General features: G+C 51.7%; 19 protein-coding genes and 1 pseudogene. 14 read left to right on the plus strand and 6 right to left on the minus strand.

Annotated features, from left to right (window positions below):
* Positions 1-673 precede the first annotated feature (673 nt).
* From KTT_RS33335 to KTT_RS33345, 3 genes are all read left to right on the plus strand, one after another.
* Positions 674-892, plus strand: coding sequence for a hypothetical protein (locus KTT_RS33335; RefSeq protein WP_126602158.1), 219 nt, complete (start codon positions 674-676; stop codon positions 890-892).
* A 405-nt stretch (positions 893-1,297) separates the two neighbouring features.
* Positions 1,298-1,864 (plus strand): hypothetical protein, encoded by a 567-nt coding sequence (locus tag KTT_RS33340; RefSeq protein WP_126602160.1) that lies wholly within the window; start codon positions 1,298-1,300, stop codon positions 1,862-1,864.
* A gap of 16 nt (positions 1,865-1,880) precedes the next feature.
* Entirely contained in the window at positions 1,881-4,283 is a 2,403-nt protein-coding gene (locus KTT_RS33345; RefSeq protein WP_126602162.1) for a peptidase domain-containing ABC transporter, read from the plus strand.
* A gap of 63 nt (positions 4,284-4,346) precedes the next feature.
* Here the strand turns inward: KTT_RS33345 and KTT_RS33350 are convergent, their stop codons facing one another.
* Positions 4,347-5,399, minus strand: coding sequence for a LacI family DNA-binding transcriptional regulator (locus tag KTT_RS33350; RefSeq protein ID WP_126602164.1), 1,053 nt, complete (start codon positions 5,397-5,399; stop codon positions 4,347-4,349).
* A 297-nt stretch (positions 5,400-5,696) separates the two neighbouring features.
* On the opposite strand from KTT_RS33350, the gene KTT_RS33355 reads away from it, so the two are divergent.
* From KTT_RS33355 to KTT_RS37865, 3 genes and pseudogenes are all read left to right on the plus strand, one after another.
* On the plus strand, positions 5,697-6,659 hold the full coding sequence (locus tag KTT_RS33355; protein ID WP_126602166.1) for a purine-nucleoside phosphorylase: 963 nt from the start codon (positions 5,697-5,699) through the stop codon (positions 6,657-6,659).
* A 548-nt stretch (positions 6,660-7,207) separates the two neighbouring features.
* Positions 7,208-7,711 (plus strand): annotated as a pseudogene (locus KTT_RS37860) (DEAD/DEAH box helicase); the annotation flags it as partial.
* Positions 7,712-7,831: 120 nt separating this feature from the next.
* A complete protein-coding gene (locus KTT_RS37865; protein ID WP_371864948.1) occupies positions 7,832-8,695 on the plus strand; it encodes a helicase-related protein in 864 nt (287 codons plus the stop codon).
* A 71-nt stretch (positions 8,696-8,766) separates the two neighbouring features.
* On the opposite strand, the gene KTT_RS33365 is transcribed toward KTT_RS37865, so the two are convergent.
* Both KTT_RS33365 and KTT_RS33370 read right to left on the minus strand, forming a co-directional pair.
* On the minus strand, positions 8,767-9,189 hold the full coding sequence (locus tag KTT_RS33365) for an ACT domain-containing protein (RefSeq protein WP_160146315.1): 423 nt from the start codon (positions 9,187-9,189) through the stop codon (positions 8,767-8,769).
* 173 nt (positions 9,190-9,362) lie between these two features.
* Positions 9,363-10,358, minus strand: coding sequence for a helix-turn-helix transcriptional regulator (locus tag KTT_RS33370; RefSeq protein ID WP_126602172.1), 996 nt, complete (start codon positions 10,356-10,358; stop codon positions 9,363-9,365).
* Positions 10,359-11,446: 1,088 nt separating this feature from the next.
* On the opposite strand from KTT_RS33370, the gene KTT_RS33375 reads away from it, so the two are divergent.
* Both KTT_RS33375 and KTT_RS33380 read left to right on the plus strand, forming a co-directional pair.
* Positions 11,447-13,297: an ABC transporter ATP-binding protein gene (locus KTT_RS33375; protein WP_126602174.1), complete on the plus strand. Its 1,851-nt coding sequence runs from the start codon at positions 11,447-11,449 to the stop codon at positions 13,295-13,297.
* Positions 13,294-15,153, plus strand: a complete 1,860-nt coding sequence (locus tag KTT_RS33380) for an ABC transporter ATP-binding protein (protein ID WP_126602176.1) — start codon at positions 13,294-13,296, stop codon at positions 15,151-15,153. Before KTT_RS33375 ends, KTT_RS33380 begins: the two co-directional genes overlap by 4 nt.
* 85 nt (positions 15,154-15,238) lie before the next feature.
* Here KTT_RS33380 and KTT_RS33385 read toward each other — a convergent pair whose 3' ends face one another.
* Positions 15,239-16,558, minus strand: coding sequence for an MFS transporter (locus KTT_RS33385; RefSeq protein WP_126602178.1), 1,320 nt, complete (start codon positions 16,556-16,558; stop codon positions 15,239-15,241).
* 328 nt (positions 16,559-16,886) lie between these two features.
* Here KTT_RS33385 and KTT_RS33390 point away from each other — a divergent pair, with 328 nt between their 5' ends.
* The 4 genes from KTT_RS33390 (at position 16,887) to KTT_RS33405 (ending at position 21,809) form a co-directional block, all read left to right on the plus strand.
* Positions 16,887-19,505 (plus strand): PAS domain-containing sensor histidine kinase, encoded by a 2,619-nt coding sequence (locus KTT_RS33390; protein ID WP_160146316.1) that lies wholly within the window; start codon positions 16,887-16,889, stop codon positions 19,503-19,505.
* Between the two features lie 68 nt (positions 19,506-19,573).
* Positions 19,574-20,038 carry a response regulator gene (locus tag KTT_RS33395; RefSeq protein WP_126602182.1) on the plus strand — a complete coding sequence of 155 codons (465 nt, stop codon included), beginning with the start codon at positions 19,574-19,576 and terminating at the stop codon, positions 20,036-20,038.
* 138 nt (positions 20,039-20,176) lie between these two features.
* Positions 20,177-21,304, plus strand: coding sequence for a sensor histidine kinase (locus KTT_RS33400; RefSeq protein WP_160146317.1), 1,128 nt, complete (start codon positions 20,177-20,179; stop codon positions 21,302-21,304).
* A gap of 37 nt (positions 21,305-21,341) precedes the next feature.
* Entirely contained in the window at positions 21,342-21,809 is a 468-nt protein-coding gene (locus KTT_RS33405; protein ID WP_126602187.1) for an SRPBCC family protein, read from the plus strand.
* A gap of 43 nt (positions 21,810-21,852) precedes the next feature.
* On the opposite strand, the gene KTT_RS33410 is transcribed toward KTT_RS33405, so the two are convergent.
* On the minus strand, positions 21,853-22,335 hold the full coding sequence (locus KTT_RS33410; protein ID WP_126602189.1) for an NUDIX hydrolase: 483 nt from the start codon (positions 22,333-22,335) through the stop codon (positions 21,853-21,855).
* A gap of 49 nt (positions 22,336-22,384) precedes the next feature.
* On the minus strand, positions 22,385-23,140 hold the full coding sequence (locus KTT_RS33415; RefSeq protein ID WP_160146318.1) for an HAD family hydrolase: 756 nt from the start codon (positions 23,138-23,140) through the stop codon (positions 22,385-22,387).
* Between the two features lie 287 nt (positions 23,141-23,427).
* Here KTT_RS33415 and KTT_RS33420 point away from each other — a divergent pair, with 287 nt between their 5' ends.
* Together KTT_RS33420 and KTT_RS33425 are read left to right on the plus strand one after the other, a co-directional pair.
* The gene (locus KTT_RS33420; protein ID WP_160146319.1) at positions 23,428-24,354 is read left to right on the plus strand and encodes a PP2C family protein-serine/threonine phosphatase; all 927 of its coding nucleotides are present in this window, start codon (positions 23,428-23,430) and stop codon (positions 24,352-24,354) included.
* Between the two features lie 137 nt (positions 24,355-24,491).
* Complete coding sequence (locus tag KTT_RS33425; RefSeq protein WP_126602195.1) at positions 24,492-25,562, plus strand: phosphotransferase enzyme family protein; 1,071 nt, start codon at positions 24,492-24,494, stop codon at positions 25,560-25,562.

Below are 25,562 nucleotides of genomic sequence, written 5' to 3' on the forward strand. Positions count from 1 at the left end.
AATATAAATATAGTGAACTACCCCTTGCCTATTGTAGGAAGGGGTAGTTTTTTTCATGGTTTAAGATAGAGAAGACGTTTAATTTGCATGTTGAATATGCTGGATAGAAAGAAAATAAATTTGTGAGATTGAATGGAGAGCTTAGCAAATATTATACAAAGTACAGTGGTGGAATATCTAAGTATGCAAAAAGGAATATTTAGATTTTTTACTTCAATAATTTATTTTGGTCAAAACAAGTGATCCAAAATACATCCCCTGGCGTAATGCTTATCAGAGAGGGCACAAAAGATACCTCTCGACCCTTCGGGGAGCACCTTTACTGAAGACACACCCTGCGATCGCCTTTTCTCGTGATCCACTATCATCGCTGTACCTGTCAGCAGGTATACATGATGATCGGATGAACGGATGAGTATCCTAAAAAGGATATGCGGAAGCGAGCGTTTCAAGTAGTTCAAGTGCACGTGAATTATTTGTGGCACTGCTTTTAGCAGAATCGCGTAACTCCTGGCGTAGGACAGAGAATGTATACGGATATGTGACATTTATCCTGATGCTGGTGAGTGGGTGTGAGATCGGTAAAATGCATATAAGGTACATTGGTGCGGAATTGATGATCATCAACTGAAGAAATTGTCAACAGCTTGAAACCTGAAAAGAGGAGTTTTCTATGTCTACAATGAAGAACAAAGAAGAGATGGGTCTGCTGGATTTGACAAACGAGCAACTTACTCAGGTCACCGGTGGCAACGGCTGCGAGCATCATTGGGAACACCACTGTGAGCATCGTGATTGGGATTCCTGGTGTGGTGATCGCGAGACCAGCATTAGCGTCGACGTTAATGTGGTTATCGATATCAACTCATACAGCCGCCGTTGTGGTTGGTAGCCTCAGCATCAACTGGCCAGCCATATGCATGAACTATGCATATGGCTGGCAAGGCCAGATAGAGAAAAACAGAGCCTCTATCTGGCCTTGCCATTTTTTATTTACAATCTTTGCTTATCGAATTATCTACGTACCTATACCTTTTAGAACGTGTCTGACTCCTATGATGATGGCCTGTGGCCTGCATGGGTTTTCGCACCTCCGGTGCTCAGAATTCCCTTGTGTGTCGTGCATGGGGCGCGCATCCGCGCGCCCCATGCACGACACACAAAAACAGTGCGGCCGCGTAGCGGACGCCCGTGCGAGGGCGCTCACGTGCCCCCAAAGTGGTGGGAATAAGACACATTCTTACCATGGTGGACATTATTGCTAATAATCACATTATCATAGATGGGAGGAGTAGGGATGTCTTCCTCGGAACCCTCAATTTTTCGTGAACAGGCTTTAAAGAATTATCTACAGCGGCGTGACCGGGGTATTCTTTTGCGGCTCATCTCACCACCGGCATTCGCCTGTTTGTGGATTTTACTGGTATTTGCCCTGGTTATGGGGATGCTGGCCTGGCTTGTCAGGGTGCCAGCGTCGGTTTCGGGGCAGGGACTCATCACGGAGCCCGGGAAGGATGCACAACAGTTAACGGCGGTTGTCTTTGTCCCGCTCAATCAACGTACCAGGCTGCACAGTGGTGATCCAGCCACACTACAACTCGGCTCAAGCGGTATTACTTTACGTGGTACGGTACAGCAAGTTGAATCAGGGATTATCGGCCCTGATGAGGCACGCACACGCTTTCATTTACAGGGTCCACTGGCCCAGGTTATCCTCACCCCTTCTGTAGCTGTCATGGTGCAGATCGAACCGACGCCCACTGCTCATACGTACGCCGGCAGTTACTGCATGACAAGCGTGCAAACCGGCACGCAGAGTGTGCTTTCACTCGTACCGGGACTCGATCATATTTTACCGTCGTAACGAGAGGGGAGCCGCGATGCAAGATACACGATCTCATGAAAATTCGGCCCCGGCAACAGGGGATGGTGAGGAGATGGAGGCGCCGACTCAGCATATAGATGGCATCAAAGATATGGCGGAACTTATTCGCCTGGCACAATTGATCCAGGAAGAAGAACGGCGTGCCGCCCAACAAAAGGAGCAGGAGACCACCTCGTCCAAATCGGCTGAAAGCGCTGATAGGCCATCCCTATCCGACAAACTGAAGATCAGATTAAAAGAATGGCGCCGGGTTCCCGAAATGCGGCAGATGAGCGAAGTCGAGTGTGGGGCCGCCTGCCTGGCCATGATCCTGAACTATCATGGCTGTGTCACCACCGTCTCAGAGGTACAGGAACGCTGCGGCGTCGGACGCGATGGGTTGAGTGCCCTGACTATTCTCACATCGGCACATCAATATGGATTGCGTTCAAGGCCGGTGGCCATTAAAGACATCGAGAATTTTCGCTTTGTCACGCTACCGGCCATCGTTCACTGGGAGTTTAATCACTTTATCGTCGTTGAGCGCTGGTCAGACCGCCATGTTGACGTGGTCGATCCCGCAGTGGGACGGCGGCGCCTGACACCAGAAGAGTTTGCCGATGGTTTTACCGGCGTGGTGCTGATGCTGGAACCTGGACTACAATTTGAACGGCGCGCGTCCAACTCAACCTTCTCACTTACAACGTATACGCGTTCGCTGCTCCACCTGCGAGGCACTATCATACAAATACTGCTGGCATCATTACTGCTGCAACTCTTTGGACTGGGCATCCCGCTGCTGACGCGCGTCATTGTTGATACTATTATTCCAACCCAGGCCACCCAGCTACTGACGTTTCTGGGACTGGGAATGATTGTGCTTATTCTCACCCAGGGCATCACAACGCTCTTGCGCTCATCCCTGTTGATTTATCTGCGTACACGCATTGACGCGCAAATGATGCTAAACTTTTTTGAGCACCTGCTTAGTTTGCCCTATCGCTTCTTTCAACTCCGGCTCAGTGGTGACCTGCTCTCACGTGTCAACAGCAATATAGTTATTCGTGACCTGCTCTCCAATCAACTCATCTCGACCCTGCTCGATGGCAGTACGGTGCTTGTCTACATGGTGATTCTGTTCTCCCAATCGCCGTTGATCGCGGGAATCGCCCTGGTGATCGGCCTTCTTGAAGTTGGAGTTCTCTGGCTGAGTGCGCCCCTGATCCGTCGCATGACCCAGCAAGATCTGGCGGCCCAGGGAAAGACGCAGGGATATCTCAACGAGGCATTGGCCGGCATCGCCACCCTGAAGGCCGCGGGAGCCGAGCAGCGTGCGCTCGATCGCTGGACCAATCTGTTCTTTGATGAGATGAACATCTCTATGCGCCTCAGCTATCTCACATCTATCGTCAGCGCGTTCATGAATATTCTCCAATTGACTTCTCCATTCGTGCTGCTCTGGATTGGAGCGTTGCTGGTGATTCACGGCACAATGTCGATTGGTAGTATGCTGGCACTTAATGCACTGGCCGTTTCTTTTCTCGCCCCATTTAGTTCGCTTGCCACCACTGGTAGCAGTTTGCAAATTGTCCGCGCTCACTTTGATCGCATATCCGACGTAGTGAGCGCCGAGAGTGAGCAGGATCCACAGCAGGTGTCGCTGCCTCCGCGTCTGACAGGACGTATTGAGCTGAAGAATGTGAGCTTCCAGTACGATGCCCACGCGCCCATGGTGCTACAAGACATCACGGTCTCTATTCAGCCCGGCCAGAAGGTAGCACTCGTGGGAAAAACGGGCTCGGGCAAGAGCACGCTCGGAAAATTGCTGATCGGATTGGTAACGCCAACGCAGGGAGAGATTCTCTTCGACGGTTTGCCCCTTCAGACGCTGAATTATCGCGCGCTGCGCAGTCAACTCGGGGTTGTATTGCAGGAGGCTTTTATCTTTAGTGGCTCAGTGCGTGAAAATATCGCGCTCAACAATCCAGCCATGGAGATGGAACGAGTTGTGCAGGCTGCGAGGGCAGCCGCTATTCATGAGGATGTCGAGAAGATGCCCATGCAGTATGAGACACTGGTATCCGAGGGTGGAAGTGCTTTCTCCGGAGGCCAACGTCAGCGCCTGGCGCTGGCGCGCGCCCTGGCGACACGGCCTGGTATTCTCCTGTTAGATGAAGCGACCAGCGCTCTGGATGTCGCAACAGAGCGAGTGGTCGAAAAGAATATCAGCGTCCTCTCCTGTACGCAGATCATTATTGCCCATCGCCTGAGCACTATTCGTCACGCGGACCTGATTCTTGTACTGGATGAAGGACACATCGTAGAACAGGGCACGCATGACGCTTTGATTCATCAGGATGGGTATTATGCCAGACTTATTCATGCCCAGATGGAGACGGGTGCTATTACGGCTGGTTGAGCGGCGTTTGCCTGTTCCATGCCCTCCTGTTTTTTGTGCTCGGTTGGATACAGGCTGAAACCGTTATGCCCGGGGAGGAGGTAACTCGCCCGAGCCGCGCGCGATCAACCGCGTTGGTATGATTGTCTGCTGAAAGGGGACGGTGCTACCGGCCAGACGCGCGAACAGGATCTCCGCGGCTCGCGTCCCCATTGCGGCTGGATCATGAGCGACCACTGTTATAGGGGTGGGTAGCATATCGGCGAGATCGAAATCATCGAAGCCTATAAATGCTGGCTGTTGCGTGTAGGAGCGCAATGCTCGCAGTACCGCGATACTGATACGATTGCTGGTGGAGAAGATCGCGCTGGGCGGCTGTGGTAGGCTCATCAACGCGTGGGTGGCCTGGTGGGCCAGTTGCGCCTCATCGCAATTAGAATAGATCAAGCTTTCATCGCAGGGGATACCATGCTCGGCCAGTGTTTCATAGTAGCCCGCGATACGCTCAGCTCCAGTATAGACGCGCGGATCACCCTGGATGACGGCGATGCGCCGATGTCCGTACGCGAGTAGATGTCTTATAGCCTGACGAGATCCTCCTCGATTATCCAGCACTATCGTATCGGTTTGCAACTGTAGCGGTGGGCGATCCAGAAAGATAAATGGAGTTCCCCGGCGTAGTTCCGCAGCCAGGTAGGAATGGTCGGTACCGGCGGGGACAATGCAGAGTCCTTCAACGCGTCGGCTTAATAGAGCATTGACTAATTCGCGCTCTCGCAGCGCGTTTTCCTCTGAATTACTGATGATCAACATATAGTTATATTGCTGCGCCACCTTCTCCAGGCCACGGGCGATGCTCGAATAAAATGGGTTGGCGATATCCTCAATTATAAGTCCAATTGTAGAGGATGTTTGTTTTTGCCGCAGGCTGCGGGCGATATCGTTGCGCCTGAAGCCAAGCTGCGCGATTGCCTGGTGGACGCGCTCACGCGTCTTTTCGTCTACGCGTGGTTCATTATTGACGACGCGTGAAACTGTTTTGAGGCTGACACCTGCGGCATGGGCGACATCTTGCATAGTTGGGCGCGCGGCCGGAGGATCGTTAGATTCATGGATAGAGGATACAGGTGTCGACATAGCCTTTTCCCTCGATTTCTATCAATTTTATGTCAGAGTTTTTTTTGTTTCTATCATACACCATATTAATAGATATGTATAAATCTGTACACACAAGATATGTGGCAGGAAAACCTTAGCTTATCTTTTTTAATACCACTATCAAAGAACAATTACGTTAAAGATAAATTGGTTTCTACTTATAAGTTTTACCAAAAAGTCACCCCGCTTATGATCAGTCAATTGACAGTGTAAAAACAGCCGGATATACTCCACCAATGATTTGCCTGTTAATGATTGTATGTGAAGGGAGTAACGATGTTCTCACGTTCTTATTTCAAACGTGCCAGCCTGGCTGTGCTCTGTCTTGCGGTGTGCCTGGTCGCGTTGTTGAGTACGATTGGTCGCGGACACGCGGCAACAGGACCTTTTCAGGTTAAAGTATTAGTGATTACCATGTTTTCATCTGAGACACAGCCATGGTTGTCTAATGAGAGCCTGCCGCTTGATTACAAGACGACTGGTGCCTTTAGTGACATGCACTGTAACAGCAATGGCCTCTGTGTGACCACCACCGGTGAAGAGAAGGTGAATGCCGCCGCCAGTATGATGGCGATTCTGCGCGATCCACAATTTTCGTTTCAAAATACCTATTTTATTACCGCTGGCATTGGTGGTGCGTCTCCCACTAATAACACGCTGGGTTCTGTCGCCTGGGCTAACTGGGTGGTGGACTGGGATCAGGGTCATCACCTCCTGCCGTCTACAGCTCCTAATGTGCCCCATGGTTACCTGGAGAATAACAAAGCCGGTACCGGTGCCTTCCAACTCAACACGACGCTAACCAAACTGGCTATGACCCAGACATCAAATTTGAAGCTGCAAGATAGTACCCAGGCCCAGACTGCCAGGCAGAAGTATGCAAATCAGGCCAACCAGCACCCTTCCGTTCTGACATGTGATACCATGGCCGGTGACGATTACTGGGCGGGACAGGACCTCTCCAACGAGGCTCAGTATATTATGGGTCTACTGACCAACAATCAGGGCAAATACTGTACGACAGAACAGGAAGACACGGCGGTAGCCGGTGTCTTGCAGCGTACCGGTCACCTGGACCACTACCTGAACCTGCGAGCAGCCAGCAACTTTGATCAGCCCGCTTCCGGTCAGTCCGTACAGGATCTACTTGGAAACTTCCCCGGTTCCAGCATCGCTATCGCTAACGCATACACGGTTGGATCGGCCATGGCCCACTATCTGCTCACGCACCAGGTATAAGGGGGTGTCAAACACACTTTTCTATATAGTTGGAGGCAGCAGGGGCGCGGATGCGCCCCTGCTGCCTCCAACTATACATGTGTGTGTGAAAGCCCGGGCAGTCCCTGGTGGAGTGTGCGCTGGGCGGCCGCCCAGCGCACACTCCACACTCCCAACCCGGCGCCGTAGGCGCCAAAGAGGAAAGTGAAAAAAACTGGTATTTTTGGGGGCGGCTTGACTATTAGCTCTAGGGCGGATATAATACGGGAGATATAACTGTTTGCACGGCCTGGAACAGATAAATGATGAAGCACTGTTCCCTGATAAAAGACGCTAAAGAGCTCTGAGCAATCCTCTATAGAATATCTCTTCCTGCACGCCAGTTCTACTTCTATCAGATAGCAGCATTGCTTCCGTGACCTCGCGGTCTGCATCTGATAATCCCTGACACCATTCGCTGCCGGGGAACTTTAATGCGTCCACCGCAGACGCTTTGGCCGAAAGGATTTTTCATGCCATCTTTTTCTGAATTCGCATTGCAACCCGCCACACGCGCGGTTTTAGCAGATATGAAAGTTACCCAACCTTCCCCTATTCAGGCCGGAGCCATTCCAGTGTTGCTGGATGGCAAAGATCTTGTGGGGCAGTCAGCGACTGGTTCGGGTAAGACCCTGGCTTATAGCATCCCTCTTGTGGAAAGACTTGCTAAAGATAAGCGCTTTGTACAGGCGCTGGTTCTGGTACCGACTCGCGAGCTGGCCGTTCAGGTCAATAATGTTTTAAGCAGGCTGGCCGCTGCCCGGCGTCTCTCAACCGCCCTCCTGGTGGGTGGGCGACCGTATAACCCGCAGATCTCGGCTCTACGCTATGGTGCCCAGATCGTTGTCGGCACTCCCGGTCGCGTGAAGGATCACCTGGAGCGAGGCTCCCTGAACCTGACACGCCTGCGCATCTGCGTGCTGGACGAGGCTGACCAGATGCTGGATAGTGGATTTGCGCCCGAAATCGAGCAGATCCTGACCACAACGCCTGAAACACGCCAGATGGCCCTCTTCTCGGCCACCATGCCTGACTGGGTGGCGAAGATACAGGAGAAATTCCTGAAGGATCCCGCCATGGTCGCTATCCAACCGGCCATCGGGGCGGAAAGTACCATCGAACAGATCGCATATCAGATACCGCAGAATCAGAAGATGGCGGCCCTCTGTACATTGCTGAACTCCACCGATGGTGAAAGCAGCCTGATCTTTGGCAAGACCAAATATGGCGTGGAGAAGTTAGGCAAGCAGCTTACCAACCTTGGTTTTGCGGTAGGGACCCTACATGGGAACAAGAGCCAGCGTGCCCGTGAAGAGGTGCTGGCCGCTTTCCGCCATGGGCGCGTGCAGACCTTGCTGGCAACCAACGTAGCCGCTCGTGGGTTGGATATCCGGGGCATTCGCCAGGTTATCAACTATGAGTTGCCCGAATCCAGTGAGCTATTCACCCATCGCATTGGCCGTACTGGTCGCATGGGAGACCATGGTAAGGCCATTACGCTGCTAACGCCGGGGGACGTCTCCAAATGGCGGCGCATGTCGCGCAACCTCGGGCAGGCGGTCTCGCTTCAACAACTGACAATCGATGAGGATGCTATGATTGCCAGACCAGTCGCGAAGCCCGTTATGGTAGCCGAGCCGCAGTTCGAGCAGCCTTCAGGAGCACGTCCCGCCCGTAATCGCAAATTCGCATCCCCAGCTACAGTGGCTCCTAAAGGTAGCAGGATGGAGGCCGAAGATAAAAATCCTGCTGAAGTGAAGCCGCGCCCAAAAAAGATCCGCGTCAATACGGCTCCTGTCTGGAAATCAGAAGAGTTCGTTGAGCCGGACCGTTTTGCTGGCAGGAGAGAGCATAGTAGTAAACGTCCGGCGGGCCGATCCGCGCACTTTGGCGGCCATAAAGTAAAGCAGAGGACGCATATATCCTTTGAGGCCGAAGCCCAACACCATGACAACGACAGGAAGTCTGGACGCGTACGCCGCCGCGTCGCCTCTAGCGGTCGACCCGGTCAGCGCTAACCTGGTTACTACCTGGTGAATATATTCATCCAGAAGGTACCCCTCTATGACAAAAGGAGGGGTGCCTTTATTTATTGGATGGCGTGGGGTGCCGTGGCTTTATTCTCGCTGCGCACCGTGTGGCCTGCCTGAGCCAGGATTTGAATCGCCTGATTGAGATCTTGTTCTCGTACCAGGACATGCCCGGTATCATACGTGGTGGCGGTAAAGACGCTCAGATTGGCGTTTGCCAGAGGGGATAACACCGCCGCCAGGATGCCGGTGGTGTCGGGCGCAAAGGGACCCTCGATGCGCAGGCAGCGCCATCCCCTGGTATAAATAGCCTCATCTGTTATGTTAGTCTGTGGGCAAATGATCGAGAGCTCTTCATCTGTTTTGGTAATGGCTACAAAATTTCCGTTGAGCATGTCGGACGAAAGCGGGGTCGCCGGATCTAAACGGCAGATGGCCAGCACATCGGGTTGAAGCGTAAGTATAAGTCGTTTATTTGTCATTATCGCCTGATCCCTCTTCTTCATCTTCTCATGAACCAGATCACCTGTTCTGGACTTCAGCGCTGAAGTTATTTTCCTAGCCGTCTTCTAGAAGTGTGCCACATTTTGTATTTTTTCTCAATCGAAGTTGATGAACATGTGAAGGAGTATTGAAGCACGATCAGTGGTCTGGATCAGCTATATATATTCGCGATGGCATGAGCGGCTGTCGCCACTGCTTCTCTGACCTGCGGAGGCTCCAGAACCGTTACGGCGGCCCCTAGTCCGAGCGCGTAGGAGATGGCATCGTCGAGAGATTCTACATTGACCTGAACGATAGCGCCGCCATCGGCGTCCTCTTTGAGAATCGTGATGTCTCCATGGAGGACGCTTTGACGGCCCTGGGCGCTCACGTGCAGTTTCAGGGAAATGGGGGGATAGCGCCTCTCTAACTGTTTGCGAGCTTCTCGCCAGTAAGCGCGCAGGTTAAAATCCGGCCTGGGTATCGTCAATTCTTCTCGCACAAATACCTGCTCAATGTCACTGACACGCAGCATATGGAAAGACTGACAGCATTGGCAGAAGGCGACCAGGTACCAGCGTCCCGTGCGGATATGACGACGACTGAGGCCTTTAAATACCAATCCATAGGGTTCGATACGGCGCCACAGCACGCCAGTGACCGCGAACTTCGAGCAGTTGCTGCCGGAATAAAGGATATCCAGTTGATGTGAGCCCAGGACAGCGGCCCTGATCGTTTCCAGATGCGTCGGTTCAGTGGTCTGGTTGCACCATGCGGATGTATCAATCAGGATGTGATCGCGTGCCGCTCGCACATCGGCCTGATATTCTTCAGGCAGCACCGCCTCTAGCTTGACCAGGGCCCGGTGCAGATCGGTATCACCGGCAAACAGGTTGTAGTTCCCAGAGATATCGGTACTTAAGATCAGCGAAATAGCTTCTTCACGGGTAAAGATGGCTGATTCCAGGTGATAGTCTTCTGGTAAGTAGTAGCCGCCGCCGGGCCCATATTCCATTGAAACCGGTACATGTGCGAGAGAGAGTGTAATAATATCTCGATAAATGGTGCGTACGGAGACGCCCAAAATGTCGGAGAGTCGCTTCGCCGTCATTTTTCCGCGCGCCTGCAGCAATAGTGTGATCGCCACAAGTCTTTCAGTCTTCTGCATATCTTTTATTATGTGCTACTGATCCCGAAAAAACAAGAGGGGATGAGGTAAAGAAGTTACTATTTTTTGACGATTATCGTTAATGAGGAGGTATATAAGCGCCTCCACACGCGCGTCCGCTACGCGGCCGCATTGTTATTGTATATTGGTGCAGCAGGAGCGCGAAAGCGCTCCTGCTGCACCAATATACAATAGACTACTGAGTGTAGGTGCGAAGACTAGTGAGTGGGGTAGGTACGAAGACTAGTGAGTGGGGTAGGTACGAAGACTACTTTGAGTGTGTCTGATTCTCATGACTATCGCCTGCAGCACGCGTGAGCTTTTGCACCTCTGGTGCTCACACATCCATGGTGTATTGGTGCAACAGGAGCGCATTCGCACCTCTGGTGCTCACACATCCATGGTGTGTTGGTGCAACAGGAGCGCATTCGCACCTCTGGTGCTTACACATCCATGGTGTATTGGTGCAACAGGAGCGCATTCGCACCTCTGGTGCTCACACATCCATGGTGTGTTGGTGCAGGCGGGGCGCGGGACGCGCCCCGCCTGCACCAACACACACAACCAGCGCGGCCGCGCAGCGGACGCGCGTGCGGAGGCGCGCACGTGCCCCCAACATGACGAAAGTCAAACACATTTTGAGTGTAGGTGCGAAGACTTATGCGCACTGCAGGTGATAATCATGAAACTAAGATACATTCTTAGAAAGCATAATAGAAAGAAAACGAAAGTATGAGAAAGCAAAAAACTGGAAAAACGGCTTATTCCCGGAAATAGGTATCAGTTTCCGGGAATAAAACAAAAATCAATTACCGAAATTTCCAAAAAAGATGTAGAATGACTGACAAGCATATGTCAGCCATTTCATTTTAGACTTTGAGTGATGATACTAACCTGTCACATCCATTGATGTATGTGATTTGTCTTCAGGCTCTACTTGCTCGATGCATATCACGCATGAGTGGATAAAAGATAGTGTAATAGGTCATTTTTGTTTTATGGGCATAACCAGAAATGCCCCGACGTGCGATGAGTAAGTGTACTGGGAATACTGCGGATACGGCGCGTCAAGAAAGGATTTATCTGGAATGCAGGTAACACAGGCCAATCAGCAATCTTCACCGTCTTTGAGTAAAAATCAATTACAAGAGAATTGGCGCATTTATATGCGCATTTTTAAACTGTTGCGACCTCACTGGTTCAAAGCAGTTGCAGCTGTTGTTTGCATGGGGCTGGCAACCGGCTTTTCGTTGATCGTGCCCTGGCTGTTGCAGTGGGTCGTTGATGTTGGTATTCGTAGTGGTCGTTTTCAGGACCTGCTGTGGGCGGCATTGGCGATCCTGGTAACCAGTGCGTTGCGTGGCCTCTTTGCTTATGGGCAAGGTTATCTCGGGCAGGCCATTTCGTCGCTGGTCGCTTACGATCTGCGCGATATGCTTTATGATCATTTACAGCACCTCAGTTTTTCATTTCACGATGATTCTGAAACTGGTCAGCTGATGTCACGCATGACCGCTGATATTGAAGCTGTACGTAACTTTTTCCCTATGGGGTTGCTACGCGCCCTGCTAGCGGTGGTTACCTTTGCTTCTGTGACAATTCTATTATTGCGACTCGATGTCTATCTGGCTCTGATTACGTTAATCTCGGTACCTATAATGCTAATTCTCTCGGCCCAGGTTGTCAAGCGTTTGCGACCTTTGTGGCTGGAGGTGCAAAATGGCGTAGGTGATCTGAGCACGATTATGCAGGAGAGCCTGAGCGGTGTGCGCGTCGTAAAGTCTTTTGCTCGTGAAGAGTTTGAGATTGAGAAATATGGTACGCAGAACCAGCAATTGCGTGAGCTCAATATGAGCGCTATGCGCCTGTCGGCCTGGAATCAGCCATTGCTGGTTCTCTCGCTGAACCTGGTGACGGTACTGGTATTATGGGTTGGTGGTATCGCGGTTATTCACCGCACGTTGAGCCTGGGTACCCTGGTGGCGGTAACCAACTATATCCTGCTACTGGGAACGCCGGTGCGTACATTTGGTTTCATGATTAACTGGTGGGTACGTGGTCTGTCGGGAGGAACACGTATTTTCAGTGTTCTGGACACGCCCTCAGATATTACGGATGCGCCTGATGCCAAAGTCCTGCAAAAAGTAGCCGGTCATGTACGTTATGAAAATGTTTCATTTGCCTATAGTAATGGTGTTGAAGTTCTCAAGGATATCACTATTGATGCGCAGCCGGGTCAGACCATCGCTATTCTAGGTCCAACCGGTAGTGGTAAGAGTTCTATGCTGCATTTGCTGCCTCGCTTCTATGATACAAAAGGGGGGCGTGTGCTGGTGGATGGGTCTGATGTGCGTGATGTTACGCTGGCCTCGTTGCGACGCAATATTGGCCTGGTATTGCAGGATGTGTTTCTGTTCAATGCGACGATCCGCGAGAATATTGCCTATGGTGTGGTTGGAGCAACGGAGGAACAGATTCTGGAAGCCGCGAAGGCAGCGCGTATCCATGATTTCATTCTAACGCTGCCCGATGGCTATGATACCTGGGTTGGTGAGCGTGGTGTCACCCTTTCAGGCGGCCAGAAGCAGCGTGTGGCGATCGCGCGTACGTTGTTGCTCAATCCAAGCATCCTGGTGCTGGATGATTCAACCTCCAGTGTGGACATGGAGACCGAATATCTGATTCAGCAGGCGTTGGAAGAAGTGATGCGTGGACGCACTACCTTTGTTGTGGCCTCCCGCCTGCGCACCATCAAAAATGCCGACCAGATTCTTGTCTTAGAGCGAGGAAAAATTGTTGAGCGCGGTACCCATGCTACACTGTTGAAGCATAACGGTCCCTATGCCCGACTCTATGATATGCAGCTGCGAGAACAGGAAGAGTTTGAGGCACAGGTGCTGAATACTCAGTCTGATCTGCAGACGGAGGTATTACAGTGATTAAAACCAGGGCAAGCGATAAGGCGGTTTCTTACGCTGACTATAAACGTTCTCATAACTGGATCGAGAACAGCCTGGCTCATTCTGATGAAGAAGAGGGCAGCAACTTTGATTGGAAGCTGGTGCGCATGTTTTTCCCGTATATCGGGAAATACAAGACACCAGCGATCTGGAGCATGGTCCTCATGCTCGTGTATACTATATTGAACCTGCTCAATCCCTGGTTAATTGGATTGGCGATCGATAACTATATTATCCATAGTGACCTGGTGGGACTGGGTATCCTGAGCGTCATCTTTCTAGTGGTCAATATCGCCATGTGGCAGGCCCAGTACTGGCAGGTCTGGTCGATGTCCTGGGCCGGTCAGCAGATCCTGTTCTTGTTGAGCGCTGATATGTTTACGCATCTGCAGCGCCTCTCGCTGAGCTTCTACGACCATACGCAGATTGGTCGCGTCATGTCACGCTTGCAGAGTGATATCGACGTGCTGGAAGCCATGCTCAGTTCTGGTCTGCTCTCGATGCTGGGCTCTGTGATCGCGCTGGTGGGTATTATCATCTTGATGCTGGTGATGAGTCCATTGCTGGCCTTGCTGACCTTTGTGGTGCTGCCCATCATGTTCATTATCGCGGCCTTCTGGCAGAAGCATGCGCAGATGTCTTTCCGTCGTACGCGCGCCTCAATCTCGCTGGTGAACTCGACGCTGCAAGAGAACATCTCCGGTATGCGCGTGATCCAGAGTCTGGTACGTGAGGATCGCAACCGCGCGGAGTTTGACGATCTCAACGCTTATAACCGCGACACCAACCTCGAGTCCAGCCGCATCGCGGCGCTAGTCCTCCCTCTGGTTGAGGTGGTAGCGGCCCTGGCTATCTGTCTGGCCGTTATCTATGGTGGCTACCTGGTCTCAAAGGGTCAGCTGCTGATTGGTACTCTGGTTGCCTTTGTATTGTATATTAACCGTTTCTTTGATCCTATTCGTGATCTGAGCCAGCAATATACCCAACTGCAGCGTGCCGGTGTGGCGGCTGAGCGCATCTTCCAGATCTTGAATATGAAGGTTGAGATTAAGGATAAGCCGGATGCCCAGGATCTGCCAGAGATCAAGGGTGATGTCAGGTTTAAGGATGTTGTCTTCGGCTACAATCCTGCGCATCCGGTGCTGCGAGGTCTGAACTGGGATATCAAGGCTGGTCAGACAGTGGCGATTGTGGGCCCAACGGGTGCCGGTAAGAGCACGATCATCAGCTTGTTGACCCGCTTCTATGATATCCAGAGCGGATCGATTACGATTGATGGCTATGATCTGCGTGATGTGACACAGAAGTCGTTGCGGCGTCAGGTTGGCGTGGTGCCCCAGGAGCCATTCCTGTTTACCGGTAGCATCGCGGATAATATCCGTTATGGTCGCCTGGAGGCTACGGATGAAGAGGTGATGGAGGCGGCTAAAATTGTAGGCGCCCATGATCTGATCATCCAGTTGCCCGATGGCTACAATACGCCTATTCGCGAACGTGGCCGTAATCTGAGTATGGGACAACGTCAGCTTATCTCATTTGCTCGGGCGCTGCTGGCTGATCCTCATATTCTGATCCTGGACGAGGCTACAGCTAATATCGATACCTTTACGGAGGCGATTGTCCAGATGGGGCTCAAAAAGCTGCTGCATGGTCGCACCGCTTTTGTGATTGCTCACCGCCTCTCGACGATTAAGGATGCGGATAGCATTGTTGTCTTGCAGGCGGGCCAGATCGTTGAGCAGGGGACGCACAGCGAGCTTCTGCAGCGCGAGGGGGAGTATGCATCGCTCTACGCGATGGGATTCCGCCATACGGCTGCCGCTGCCAGCGCGTAGAGCTCTGATATTAAAATAAGGAAAGGGTGGGTGAGAAGCGCCCGGGCGCTTCTCACCCACCCTTTCCTTATTTCAATACACCTCTTTAGATTGGTTGTTCCAGTGTTGATTGCTCGGAATCTTCCTCGTGCATAAACTCGATGCCACGGGCCTCCTGGCCGATGGCCGTCATAATAATGACCGCCAGAAAAGCCCCTAATGAGAAAATGCCCAGCGCGGCCGTATAATTCGGGATTTTGGATTGTCCCATATTGGCGGCCAGCAGGGCCTGGGCGAAAATGATCTGGGCCGCGAACAGGTTTCCCAACTGGTAGGCAAAGCCCGGGAAGGTACCGCGCACATCGGTGGGCGAAAGCTCGTTGAGGTGGACTGGTACCACGCCCCACGCTCCCTGCACCATAAATTGCAGCAGGAAGGCACCCAGTGGCAGCGTATAGAGCAGACTGACCCCGGGAATCTTGAGCCAGCCGGACCACAGGGGAATCATGATGATGCCGAGGCAACAGGCAATAATGATAGCTTTACGCCGCCCCCATTGTTGTGAATAATAGCCAAACAGCGTTCCACCAATAATCGCTCCCACGTTAGCGATGGCGGAAATGATGGTCGTCCCGGTCACCCCGATTTTTAGTTGTGCCTGCAAGAAGGTTGGATAATTATCCTGGGTGCCGTGCGATAAGCAGTTGAACGCGGTCATTAAAATGATCACATAGATGAACAGGATAGGGCGGCTGCTGATCGCGCGCCAGATACTTTGCCAGGGAGTAATGCCCGCGCGGCGGTGGCGCCGTTGTTGTTGTTCCCAGACCGGTGATTCGGGCACATTAAATCGAATGTAGACGACCAGCAGAGCTGGTAACACGCCAATTACAAACAATGTACGCCAGTTTGCCAGGGAGGCCGGAAAGAAGCTGAAGACCAGCCCATAGACCAGCGCCGCAAGCAGATAACCACATGCGTAGCCTTGCTGGAGAATGCCAGAGAAGAGCCCTCTTGATTCGGTTGGCAATGACTCCATTGTTAACGAGGCGCCCAGTCCCCATTCACCGCCCATACCGATACCAAACAGGATACGCAGTAAAAGGAAAACGCCGTAATTGGGCGAGAAGGCTGTGAGTAACTCGATCACCGAATAGAACAGGATATCGATCATCAAAGGGGTGCGCCTGCCAAAGCGCTCAGCCAGCAAGCCGAAGATAAAGGCACCTACTGGACGCATCATCAGTGTCATCGAAAGTGCGAAGGCAATCGCGGGCAGCCCGACATGGAAGTCATCCTTCAGTTTAACCTGTACAAAGGTGAGGAGGAAAAAGTCAAAGGCATCCAATGTCCAGCCCATGAAACTGGCCGTAAATGTGTTGCGTTGCTCCCGTGAGAGCGAGGTAAATAATCTCCAGGCATTCATTGACCGAATTCCTTTCGTCCGTGAAATAGAGAATGCTTGTCAATAGACTGCTATATATAATAACACAAAAAACATTTTCTGCTTTTTGACATGCTTGGAACAGCAGAGTTTTTATCGTGTCTGTTCTATGAGGAGTTGGGCAACGAAAACAGATGGGTGCGAATGTATCTATCTATTGTCGTTGCCCAACTCCTCATAGAAACCTTAATGTGCTAGAATGGGAAAGAACGATTTCTTATTTCACCGTGGAGATTGGCCCGGCTTTACCCTGCTGCATGCGCAAGCGAGACTTTCTTTCAGCGATCTCTTGGCAGAGGAGGACACTGATTTGCAACATAAACTGTACTCCACCATTCCATCCCATTTTCAGCTACAACATGTCAATAAATTACAGGCTCTGCTGGAGGCGATTCCCGATGGCGTGGTAAAGGTCGATGCAACTGGTTGTCTGCAAAGCGCCAATGCGGTTGCTCAGTGTTTGCTTGCTCGCATTGTCTCAACATCCCAGGAAGATATTCTGAAACCAGAAAGAATGGCCGGCCTGCGGGCCCGTGATATGCAAGGGCAGTTATTAACCCCCGATACGATCCCCATTGCGCGTATGCTGGGTGGTGAAACGTTATCCGGCCAGAACGCTCCTATTATCCATTTCCCTACCCATGACGGGCAGGAGCTCTATGTACAGATCAGTGGGGCGCCTTTGCAGAACGAGTTTGCCGATCTGGTGGGCGCTGTGGTGATCCTGCGCGATATGACTGAATATGTACGCCGCCGCCGCTATCTGGAAGAGATGTTGTGGCAGGGTGCGATCGAGCAGCGACGCCTGCGCACGCGTGAGGAGCGCGCGCGCCGCATTTCTGCCCTGGTCGCTGACTCTGCCTACTCATATCAGATACGAGTCGATGGTGAAATCAAGCGTGTATGGCTTACAGATACATTTAAGAGCATTACCGGTTATACGCCCGAAGAAATTGATGCGCTGGGCTGGTTGAATCCCGCGCTTTATCACGCCGATGATGCTCCGGCGGTGCGGGAGCGGCGACGAGCACTACTGGCTGGCGCCTCCGATGTGCGCGAGTGGCGCCTGATCACCAAAGATGGCGAGATACGCTGGTTACGTGACTCCTGTCATCCTATTAAGGATCAGTCTAGCGGCGCGTTTCACTTCTATGGAGCCGTTCACGATATTACCAGCCATAAAAAGGCGGAAGAACAGATTCACCATCTGAGCCAGCAACTGTCGACCACCTTTGCCGCGATTGCTGACGGGATCGTCATTTATGATCGCGAAGGACAGGTGCTACAGATGAATCAGGCGGCCCGTGACCTGTTGGGCTTTGACGGGAATGAGACATTTGATCTGCTGCCGATGTCCAAACGCATCCCGTTAGTACAGATGCGCATGGACGAACAGCTTCTCGCGCTGGAGCAGACGCCGCTCCACCGCGTATTACATGGAGAGATTCTGAAAGGTCCACAGGCTGAAGACATTTTTATTACGGCTCTGGATGGTCAACAGCGCTGCCTGAACATCAGTGGTGCCCCGATCCGTAACCTTGCCGACGAAATTATCGGGGGCGTGCTGATATTTCGAGATGTGACGGTCAGACGGCGCCAGGAGTTGCGTACCCAGCACGCTATAGATACCCTATTGGCGATGGCCGAAGCCCTGGCCCACTCGATGGAGCAGCTTAATTTTCCCGATAATATGGCGGATCAGCAAGCATATATTTCCCGGCAAGAGGTAGTACGGCACCTGCTCTCGCTTGGTTGTGATCTGCTAGGCGCGCAGATGGCGTGTATCGTAACCATTGACTCGGGGACATATCGTTTGGTGCCGGTGACCGCCACCGGATTACCCCCTGAATCAGAAGAGCGTTTCTGGCGCGAGATGCCCCATGTCTATCTGCATGATTACCTGTCCGCTGATTTTCGTGAACGACTTTTAGGGGGTGAGCCCGTTTTGTTAGATGTGGCCTGCATCCCAAAGGCGGATATAGCCACCTTTGGGATGTCACAGATGTTAGTGGCGCCCCTGCATATCGGTGAACAATGCCTGGGCCTGTTGATCATGGATGCGCCCTCCGTCCAGCAGGAATACCCGTTATCTGAAGCCCTGACCTTGATAAAGGTCGTAGGCAAGTTGACCGCGCTGGTCATTGAGCGTGAGCGTCTGATACATGAACGTATTATTGCGCAGATCCGTTCGGTTGCAGAAAGTGAAGCCAATCGTCAGAAAGATAATTTTCTACGCCTGGCCAGCCGCGAACTACGGACGCCTCTGGCGACGATTAAAGCCGGTCTACAACTTACCCATCGCAAGATAGGGCACTTGCCGGCGGCGATACCAGATCCCGGTTTGCTAGAGCAGATCGACGAGGTGCTCAATCGTGGCGAGCGCCAGGTCGCGGTTGAAAGCCGGTTGATTGGTGATCTATTAGATGTTTCTCGTATACAAGAGGATCGCCTTGAGTTACAATCTAAGTTGTGCAATCTTTTGGATGTGGTACGTAACGTCGTTGCGGACCTTCGTACAGGTAACACCTTGAGCACTATTCAGATTATCGAGCCTGTCGGTGAAGATATGATCCCTGTTGTCGTTGATGTTGAACGTATTGGTCAGGTACTCACAAATTATCTGAACAATGCCATTAAATACTCGCCAGTGGATAAAGCGATCACCATACGTTTCGAGCTAGATAACATGGTTGTACGGGTCTCTATCTGCGATGAAGGGCCAGGGATTGCTCGGGAGCTTCAATCAAAGATCTGGTCGCGTTTTTACCAGGTGCCTGACCGCATCGTTTATAGTGGGTCATCGGGATTAGGTCTGGGACTCTATATATGCCAGAAAATTATACGCCAGCACAATGGGCAGGTTGGCGTAATCAGTAGTCCGGGGCAGGGAGCCACGTTCTGGTTTACCTTACCTCTGGCTCTGGACTGAAGTATGGGAACAAAAAAATCTCCGATCGGAGAAACGGTTATAACCAGGGTAGCAGAAAAGAGAAGAAAATGGATCGTAGTGTATTGGCACCTTTGCTCTTGGTAGAAGACAGCGATGAAGATGTAGAGCTTATTGAGTGGGCTTTAAAAAAGCTTGCGATCACTATCCCAATCGTTCGCTGTGCTGATGGTGAGGAGGCTCTGGATTATCTGTATCAGAGGGATCGTTACAGCGATCCGCAGAAGTCACCTATACCAGCACTGATTCTGCTCGATCTAAAACTGGTAGCGGTAGATGGTCTTGAGGTGTTGCAGGAGATCAAGGGGGATGAAACCTTACGCATGATACCGGTTATTGTCTGGACATCTTCCGCAGATGAGCATGATATCGAAGTTAGCTTCAAGCAAGGTGCGAATAGCTATATTCTGAAACCTATGAGCACTCAGCGTCTGCTGGCTATTGTTGAGATGCTCAATCAGTACTGGTTTGGCGTTGCTATGCTACCAGAAAATATTTCTTTACAATCAGACTAGGCTCCTGCACAAGTCCCCCGGTTTTCGGCATGCTATGCCAGCGGCATAATACACAGGCTGGTATTGTATGTTATCGGAAAGGGACGGGTCCCTTTAATGGCTCGTGCCAGCTTTTCTGTGTGAATGGGAGCAAGTGTTTTGCGATCTTTGGTACCTTTTTTTCTACATCGTTTATCGTTGCGTGTACGTCTGGCTTTCTTGCTGGGTAGTTGTAGCGTTATTTTTATTGTTATCGCGTACGCCTTATTTGAGGCCTGCGACTCGCGAATCGTCGCGCTCTGTGCCATCCCTGTGGCGGTTGCCTGTTGCCTGTTCGGGCTACGAATTGCCAGCCTGGGTGCTCTGTCCTCCTTACTGTTTTGTGCCAGCCTGGTGACCCTGCATATCCATACTTTGCACTGGTCCTCTCTACTCGTCGAGGATTTTGCGTTCGGGATGCTGGCGCCGGGGGTAGTACTTATCTGCTTCGGTTTCCTGTGGCTCCCTTTCAGCCGTCATGCGTCCGCTATTGCGGGCCCGCAACCACAACACGGTGTGCAGCAGTTGAGCCAGTCCTATAATAAGCAGCAATTAGAAGAAGCGCGCGACCAGTTTTTGATGAGTGTCAGTCACGAGTTGCGTTCACCATTGACGGAGATACGAGGCTACATTAATCTTGTGCTGGAACACGGCGATCAGCTCGATGAAGCCACGCGGAGCACTTTTTTGCAGAGTGCATCCTACGGCTGTGACGAGCTGGAATTAATCATCAGAAACGTGCTCGATATGTCGCAGGTGGAAAAAGAAGGGAAGCCGATCTACATACAAGAGTTGCCGCTGGCCGCGACGATTGCGGAAATCTGCGAACACATCTATCTTCAGGAGCACACGCTGGAACTGAGTATTAGCCCTGGCCTGGTGGTTCTGGCTGATCGGCAACAATTGCGGCAGATATTGCGCAATCTCATTTCCAACGCCTGCAAATATTCGCCCGCGCACACGGAGGTGGTCATCTGCGCCAGCCTGCGAAAGGATAACACGGTGTGTGTATGTGTCAAGGACGAAGGGGCCGGTATCGAGGCTGCTGATATGCCTCATCTGTTTCAAAAATTTTCGCGTCTCAAGCGTGATGCTGCCAGCTCGGTACACGGTACGGGCCTTGGCCTGTATATCTGCAAGCAATTTGTAGAAGGGATGGGCGGACGGATCTGGGTTGAGAGCGAGGGTATTGCGGGTCAAGGAAGCCGCTTCTGCTTTACGTTGCGCCAGCCTGATGTGGACAGGTAGATAGAGGAATCGACAGAAAGGAAGAGAAAGTAGTAGTATGGCACAGAATCATTATGAGACTGTCGCGCTGATTGCCGCCCCTGCGGCGGTTGTCTACGCGCTGCTGGCGGATTATCGCCGGGGGCACATGAAGATTATGCCCAGGCAGTATATACGCCAGTTTGAGGTTGAGTCGGGTGGACAGGGCGATGGAACGGTGATCCGCTACCGGGTACACGCGTATGGTATTGAGCGTGCCGCGCGCGCCGTTGTTAGTGAGCCTGAGCCTGGCCGAATGCTGGTGGAGAGGGAGACCACCTCGTCGCTTGTGACCATGTTTGCCGTCACCCCGGCCATGGGCGGTGAACAGGCGCATGTTCAGATCGCGGCTCACTGGGAACCGGCCCACACCCTGTGGGCTCGTTTCCAGCAGGCATTGTATCCCGCCATCCTGAAGAACGTCTTTACGCAAGAGCTCAACGCCCTGGCCAGGTATGCCGCGCGCGCGCATCGCTCCGATACCTGAGAGTGATCGATTTTCTATGTGCCGTTCCAGATGTCAGACCAACTTATGAGCGCACATAGCTCCAGCTAAGCATCGTTCCGTCCTTCCATGGCATAACGCCGTGGAAAGGCCTTGGATCATCGTCAAAAACCATGGGTAAAAATTGATGGTCACTGGGCCAGACCGGCAGCGTCGCAATCGCCGAGCGTTCCACCCATTCCAGCGTCCCCTCCTCATTCCCCTGGTGTGCCTCTCCATGCCAGCGATCGACAATAAAGATAAAACCGAACCAATCCTGTCCCTGCTTACCAAAGCCGGGCCAGGAAATGGTGCCGCGCAGCAACATATGATCGGCGATCAGACCCGATTCTTCCTCGATTTCTCGTTTCATGCAGGACATGATATCTTCCTGCGCATGTAATTTTCCGCCCAGGCCATTATATTTCCCATAGTGGATATCATCGGGGCGTTTATTGCGGTGAATCATCAAAACGTGTGACCCATCCGGCGAAAGAATATATCCCAGGGTAGCTATAATTGATGCCATCTTAATCTTAAAACCGCTTTCCTCAATCTCAATGCCTGTATGTCACTCTTTAGCCCTGACTGACCGCCGTATTCTCTTCATCTTTTTCCGACTGTAAGCCCAGTACCGGGAGAAGATCGGCGAATGTATGCACTGTCAGGTCGGCGACCTCGGGCGAAATCTGTTCCGGCCACTGCCGGGGCTCATGATGGACCCAGACCGTCTTCATGCCTACCTGGTGTGCTCCCCAGATATCGAATTCGGGATTATCGCCAACGAATAGAATCTCCTGCGTAGGTTTTTGCAGACAGCGAGCCGCCGCCAGAAAGATCGCGGGATCGGGCTTCTGCTTTCCAAACTCTTTCGAGACAAAAATGCAGTCCGTGTAGGCATCGATTCCCAGCCTCTTAATTTTGCGTTTCTGTTGATAGCCCACCCCGTTTGTAACAATGCCAAAGGGGATCTGGCGCGCGCGCAATTGTTGCAAGAGGAGCATGATCTCATCCTCTAAAATGATATGATCAATGACATCGCGCTGGTAGCCCTCAATTAACTGCTCAATCGATCCCTCTACCGCCGGATACTTGCGTTTAACATCGGTAAAATACTCCTCACGCGGCCGGTAACCATGGTTGTCCAGCTCGACAAGGTACCGAACCATTGCTGTTACCTCAGCTTTTTTCGCCGGATCATGGTAGCGTTGCGCAAAGTCGCTGGCCCAACCATAAAAGGCCTTGCTGCGGTGATGCAGTGTATCATCTAAATCGAATAAGATCGCGCTTGTTTGTAATGGGAGTAAGGTTTTTTCTGCTGGTAAATCCGACAATGTTATTCTCTCCTGCGATGCTGTTGTGGCGATTGGGCATCTTCATCCTGTCCAACCTCTACTTGTATCATAGCACAATTGTGTCCTCATCAATTGATCAGGTGTTGTCCTTCCGCGGTAGACTGATATATGCCTTACGCAATAGGAAATAACCAAAGAGCACGAATTCAGAAAAAAGCTTCAAGATATGTTAAAATAGTTCAAAATGATCCCCCGTCTGGTTGATGCAGAACTTCTATTTTATTCTGTATATGCTGGATAGTATTCTGGAAGAAAGAGGGCTCACTATGACAGTCTCTGTAAGAGCTTATTCTACGTCTGGTGTTACCCAAACGCCATTGACCTTTGTTCGGTATAGTGTGCCACACGAAGGGCATACCTACTATAGTGATGACCCTAATGAAGACACCATTTTGCTAGATCGAAAAAGAGGATTGGCGGCGGTATTTGATGGTGTTGGTTCTGGACCGGGCCAGGTGGCCTCACGCCTGGCGGCGCGTGTTATGCGCCGCACCTGGAAAAAGTTGCACACCGAGCCATGCATTGTGCCATTCTCGTCATTCCCCAGGCTTGAAGAAATGATCCTGCATTTGTTTGATGCCGCCCATCAGCAGATTATTCTGGAAGGTGAGCGACGTGCGCAGAGTATGCAGGAGTATACCAGGTATCCCGCCACCACGGCCGCGTTGACCCTTTTTTCTTATGATGAAGATGCCCATATCTATTATATGTCGTATGCGCACGTTGGAGACAGCCGCATTTATCTCTGGCGACCAGATCATGGCTTGAAACGTTTGACCGATGATGACGGATACCTGGCTCTAAAAATATCAGATGGCTCAATTACCCCGGAAGACGCATTGCGTATTGACCAGGCCAGTAACATTAGTGAGCTTAGCCGTCTTGAAAAAAGTTATTTTGATAATCGCAATGGTATTACCCAGGCGTTGGGCCATGAGAAGTCGATGGATGTTCATATTGGCCATATAGATGTTCAGCCAGGAGACCGGGTCCTGCTCTGCTCCGATGGTATTCATGACAACCTGACTGATAAAACGCTGGCGCTCCTTTTAGAAAAAGAGAAGCGTACAACTGCTGCTAGAAAGATTGTGCAGCAGGCAATTGCCAGTTCGCATCAGAATGTGGCGGAAAATATGCGCGCCAAAAGTGATGATATGAGTGCTGTCGTTATAACCTGTACAACAATCTCTTAACATATGCATGCTATACTCATATATGTGTATAGACATCGACTATTTGATCGATGTCTATGTTTATGTTTTCATGTATAATCTTTGTGCGTCTGTTATAGACACATTTTTCGGCTATTTGATGGTGTGGGGGTGAATGAATGGATACCGCAAACTATAACAGTCAGGTCCGGCGATTGCGTATTTTAGCTGAGGCCGCGCTGACTCACTACGATATTGGCGGCACGCGTCTGATGCTGCTTTCTCCAGGGGAGCACAGTGTTTTTCGTATAGCCTCATATGTCAGGCCAGGCATGCATGCAGGCAACGCGGCCGCGGGGAGTGGTGACGGACGCTTCGCCCTGCATCTCTTCCGCAAGGAAGGTTTTGACCGTGTGTTGTGGAACTCTGAGCTGCAATGGTTGACCGCGCTGAAGCGCGACACAGATCTGCTGGTGCCAGAGCCTATCGCTGCCCGAGATGGTGCGCTGATGCCGGAGGTCCGCATTGAGGACGTTGAAGAGGAGTGCGTCTGTTTGCTGTTTAGCTGGATGCCCGGGCGTTCGGTAGATTCTGGCCTCTCTCCCACCCTGTTTGAGCGTGTGGGTACATTTCTGGCTCGCCTGCATCAACACTCCAGACAGTTTGTGCCTTCCGAGGATTTTGTACGACCGCGCTGGGATTGGCAGCAGGTGTTCGAGGATGAAACGGTGCTTGATCCTGATTTCGCCACTACGCGCTGTGAGGGCTTAATCACTGGTCGTGAGTACCGTATCTTTTCTGAAGTGGCCGAACGGGCACGCGAGGAGTTCTCAACTATCCCGGCCGGTCCTGATAGCTATGGGCTCATCCACGGAAACCTTCGGCAGGACTGTTATCTGTTCCACAAGGGAGAGGTATGCGCGATCGACTTTCACAAGTGTTGCTGGAGCTACTACCTGGTTGACCTTTCGATTACCCTGGATGGAGTGGCGGGAAGGCAGGATGAAGATCTGCTGAGACATGCATTTCTACGTGGCTATGAACGTGTGCGCCCCCTTCCAGAACAGCACGAACGATGGTTGCGCCTCTTTGAGGCGGTACGTTTGATTGAACACCTCAACTTTATCTTCCGTTCTGATGATCCCACTTTACGCGCCACCGCTCCCACACAACTGGCCTTTGTGCTCGACTGGCTGCAGCACTTTGTTCATATATCCTCTGGTCGTCACTCGTTTTCTACCAGGCTCTAG

The sequence above is a fragment of the Dictyobacter aurantiacus genome, assembly GCF_003967515.1.
GTDB lineage: Bacteria > Chloroflexota > Ktedonobacteria > Ktedonobacterales > Ktedonobacteraceae > Dictyobacter > Dictyobacter aurantiacus.

Coding starts and splice junctions, on each gene's coding strand:
- KTT_RS33395 (WP_126602182.1), top strand. CDS start 19,574: ATGGATCGTAGTGTATTGGCACCTTTGCTCTTGGTAGAAGACAGCGAT.
- KTT_RS33370 (WP_126602172.1), bottom strand. CDS start 10,358: ATGCAGAAGACTGAAAGACTTGTGGCGATCACACTATTGCTGCAGGCG.
- KTT_RS33365 (WP_160146315.1), bottom strand. CDS start 9,189: ATGACAAATAAACGACTTATACTTACGCTTCAACCCGATGTGCTGGCC.
- KTT_RS33355 (WP_126602166.1), top strand. CDS start 5,697: ATGTTCTCACGTTCTTATTTCAAACGTGCCAGCCTGGCTGTGCTCTGT.
- KTT_RS33385 (WP_126602178.1), bottom strand. CDS start 16,558: ATGAATGCCTGGAGATTATTTACCTCGCTCTCACGGGAGCAACGCAAC.
- KTT_RS33340 (WP_126602160.1), top strand. CDS start 1,298: ATGTCTTCCTCGGAACCCTCAATTTTTCGTGAACAGGCTTTAAAGAAT.
- KTT_RS33345 (WP_126602162.1), top strand. CDS start 1,881: ATGCAAGATACACGATCTCATGAAAATTCGGCCCCGGCAACAGGGGAT.
- KTT_RS33425 (WP_126602195.1), top strand. CDS start 24,492: ATGGATACCGCAAACTATAACAGTCAGGTCCGGCGATTGCGTATTTTA.
- KTT_RS37865 (WP_371864948.1), top strand. CDS start 7,832: ATGGCGGCCCTCTGTACATTGCTGAACTCCACCGATGGTGAAAGCAGC.
- KTT_RS33420 (WP_160146319.1), top strand. CDS start 23,428: ATGACAGTCTCTGTAAGAGCTTATTCTACGTCTGGTGTTACCCAAACG.
- KTT_RS33375 (WP_126602174.1), top strand. CDS start 11,447: ATGCAGGTAACACAGGCCAATCAGCAATCTTCACCGTCTTTGAGTAAA.
- KTT_RS33405 (WP_126602187.1), top strand. CDS start 21,342: ATGGCACAGAATCATTATGAGACTGTCGCGCTGATTGCCGCCCCTGCG.
- KTT_RS33350 (WP_126602164.1), bottom strand. CDS start 5,399: ATGTCGACACCTGTATCCTCTATCCATGAATCTAACGATCCTCCGGCC.
- KTT_RS33410 (WP_126602189.1), bottom strand. CDS start 22,335: ATGGCATCAATTATAGCTACCCTGGGATATATTCTTTCGCCGGATGGG.
- KTT_RS33335 (WP_126602158.1), top strand. CDS start 674: ATGTCTACAATGAAGAACAAAGAAGAGATGGGTCTGCTGGATTTGACA.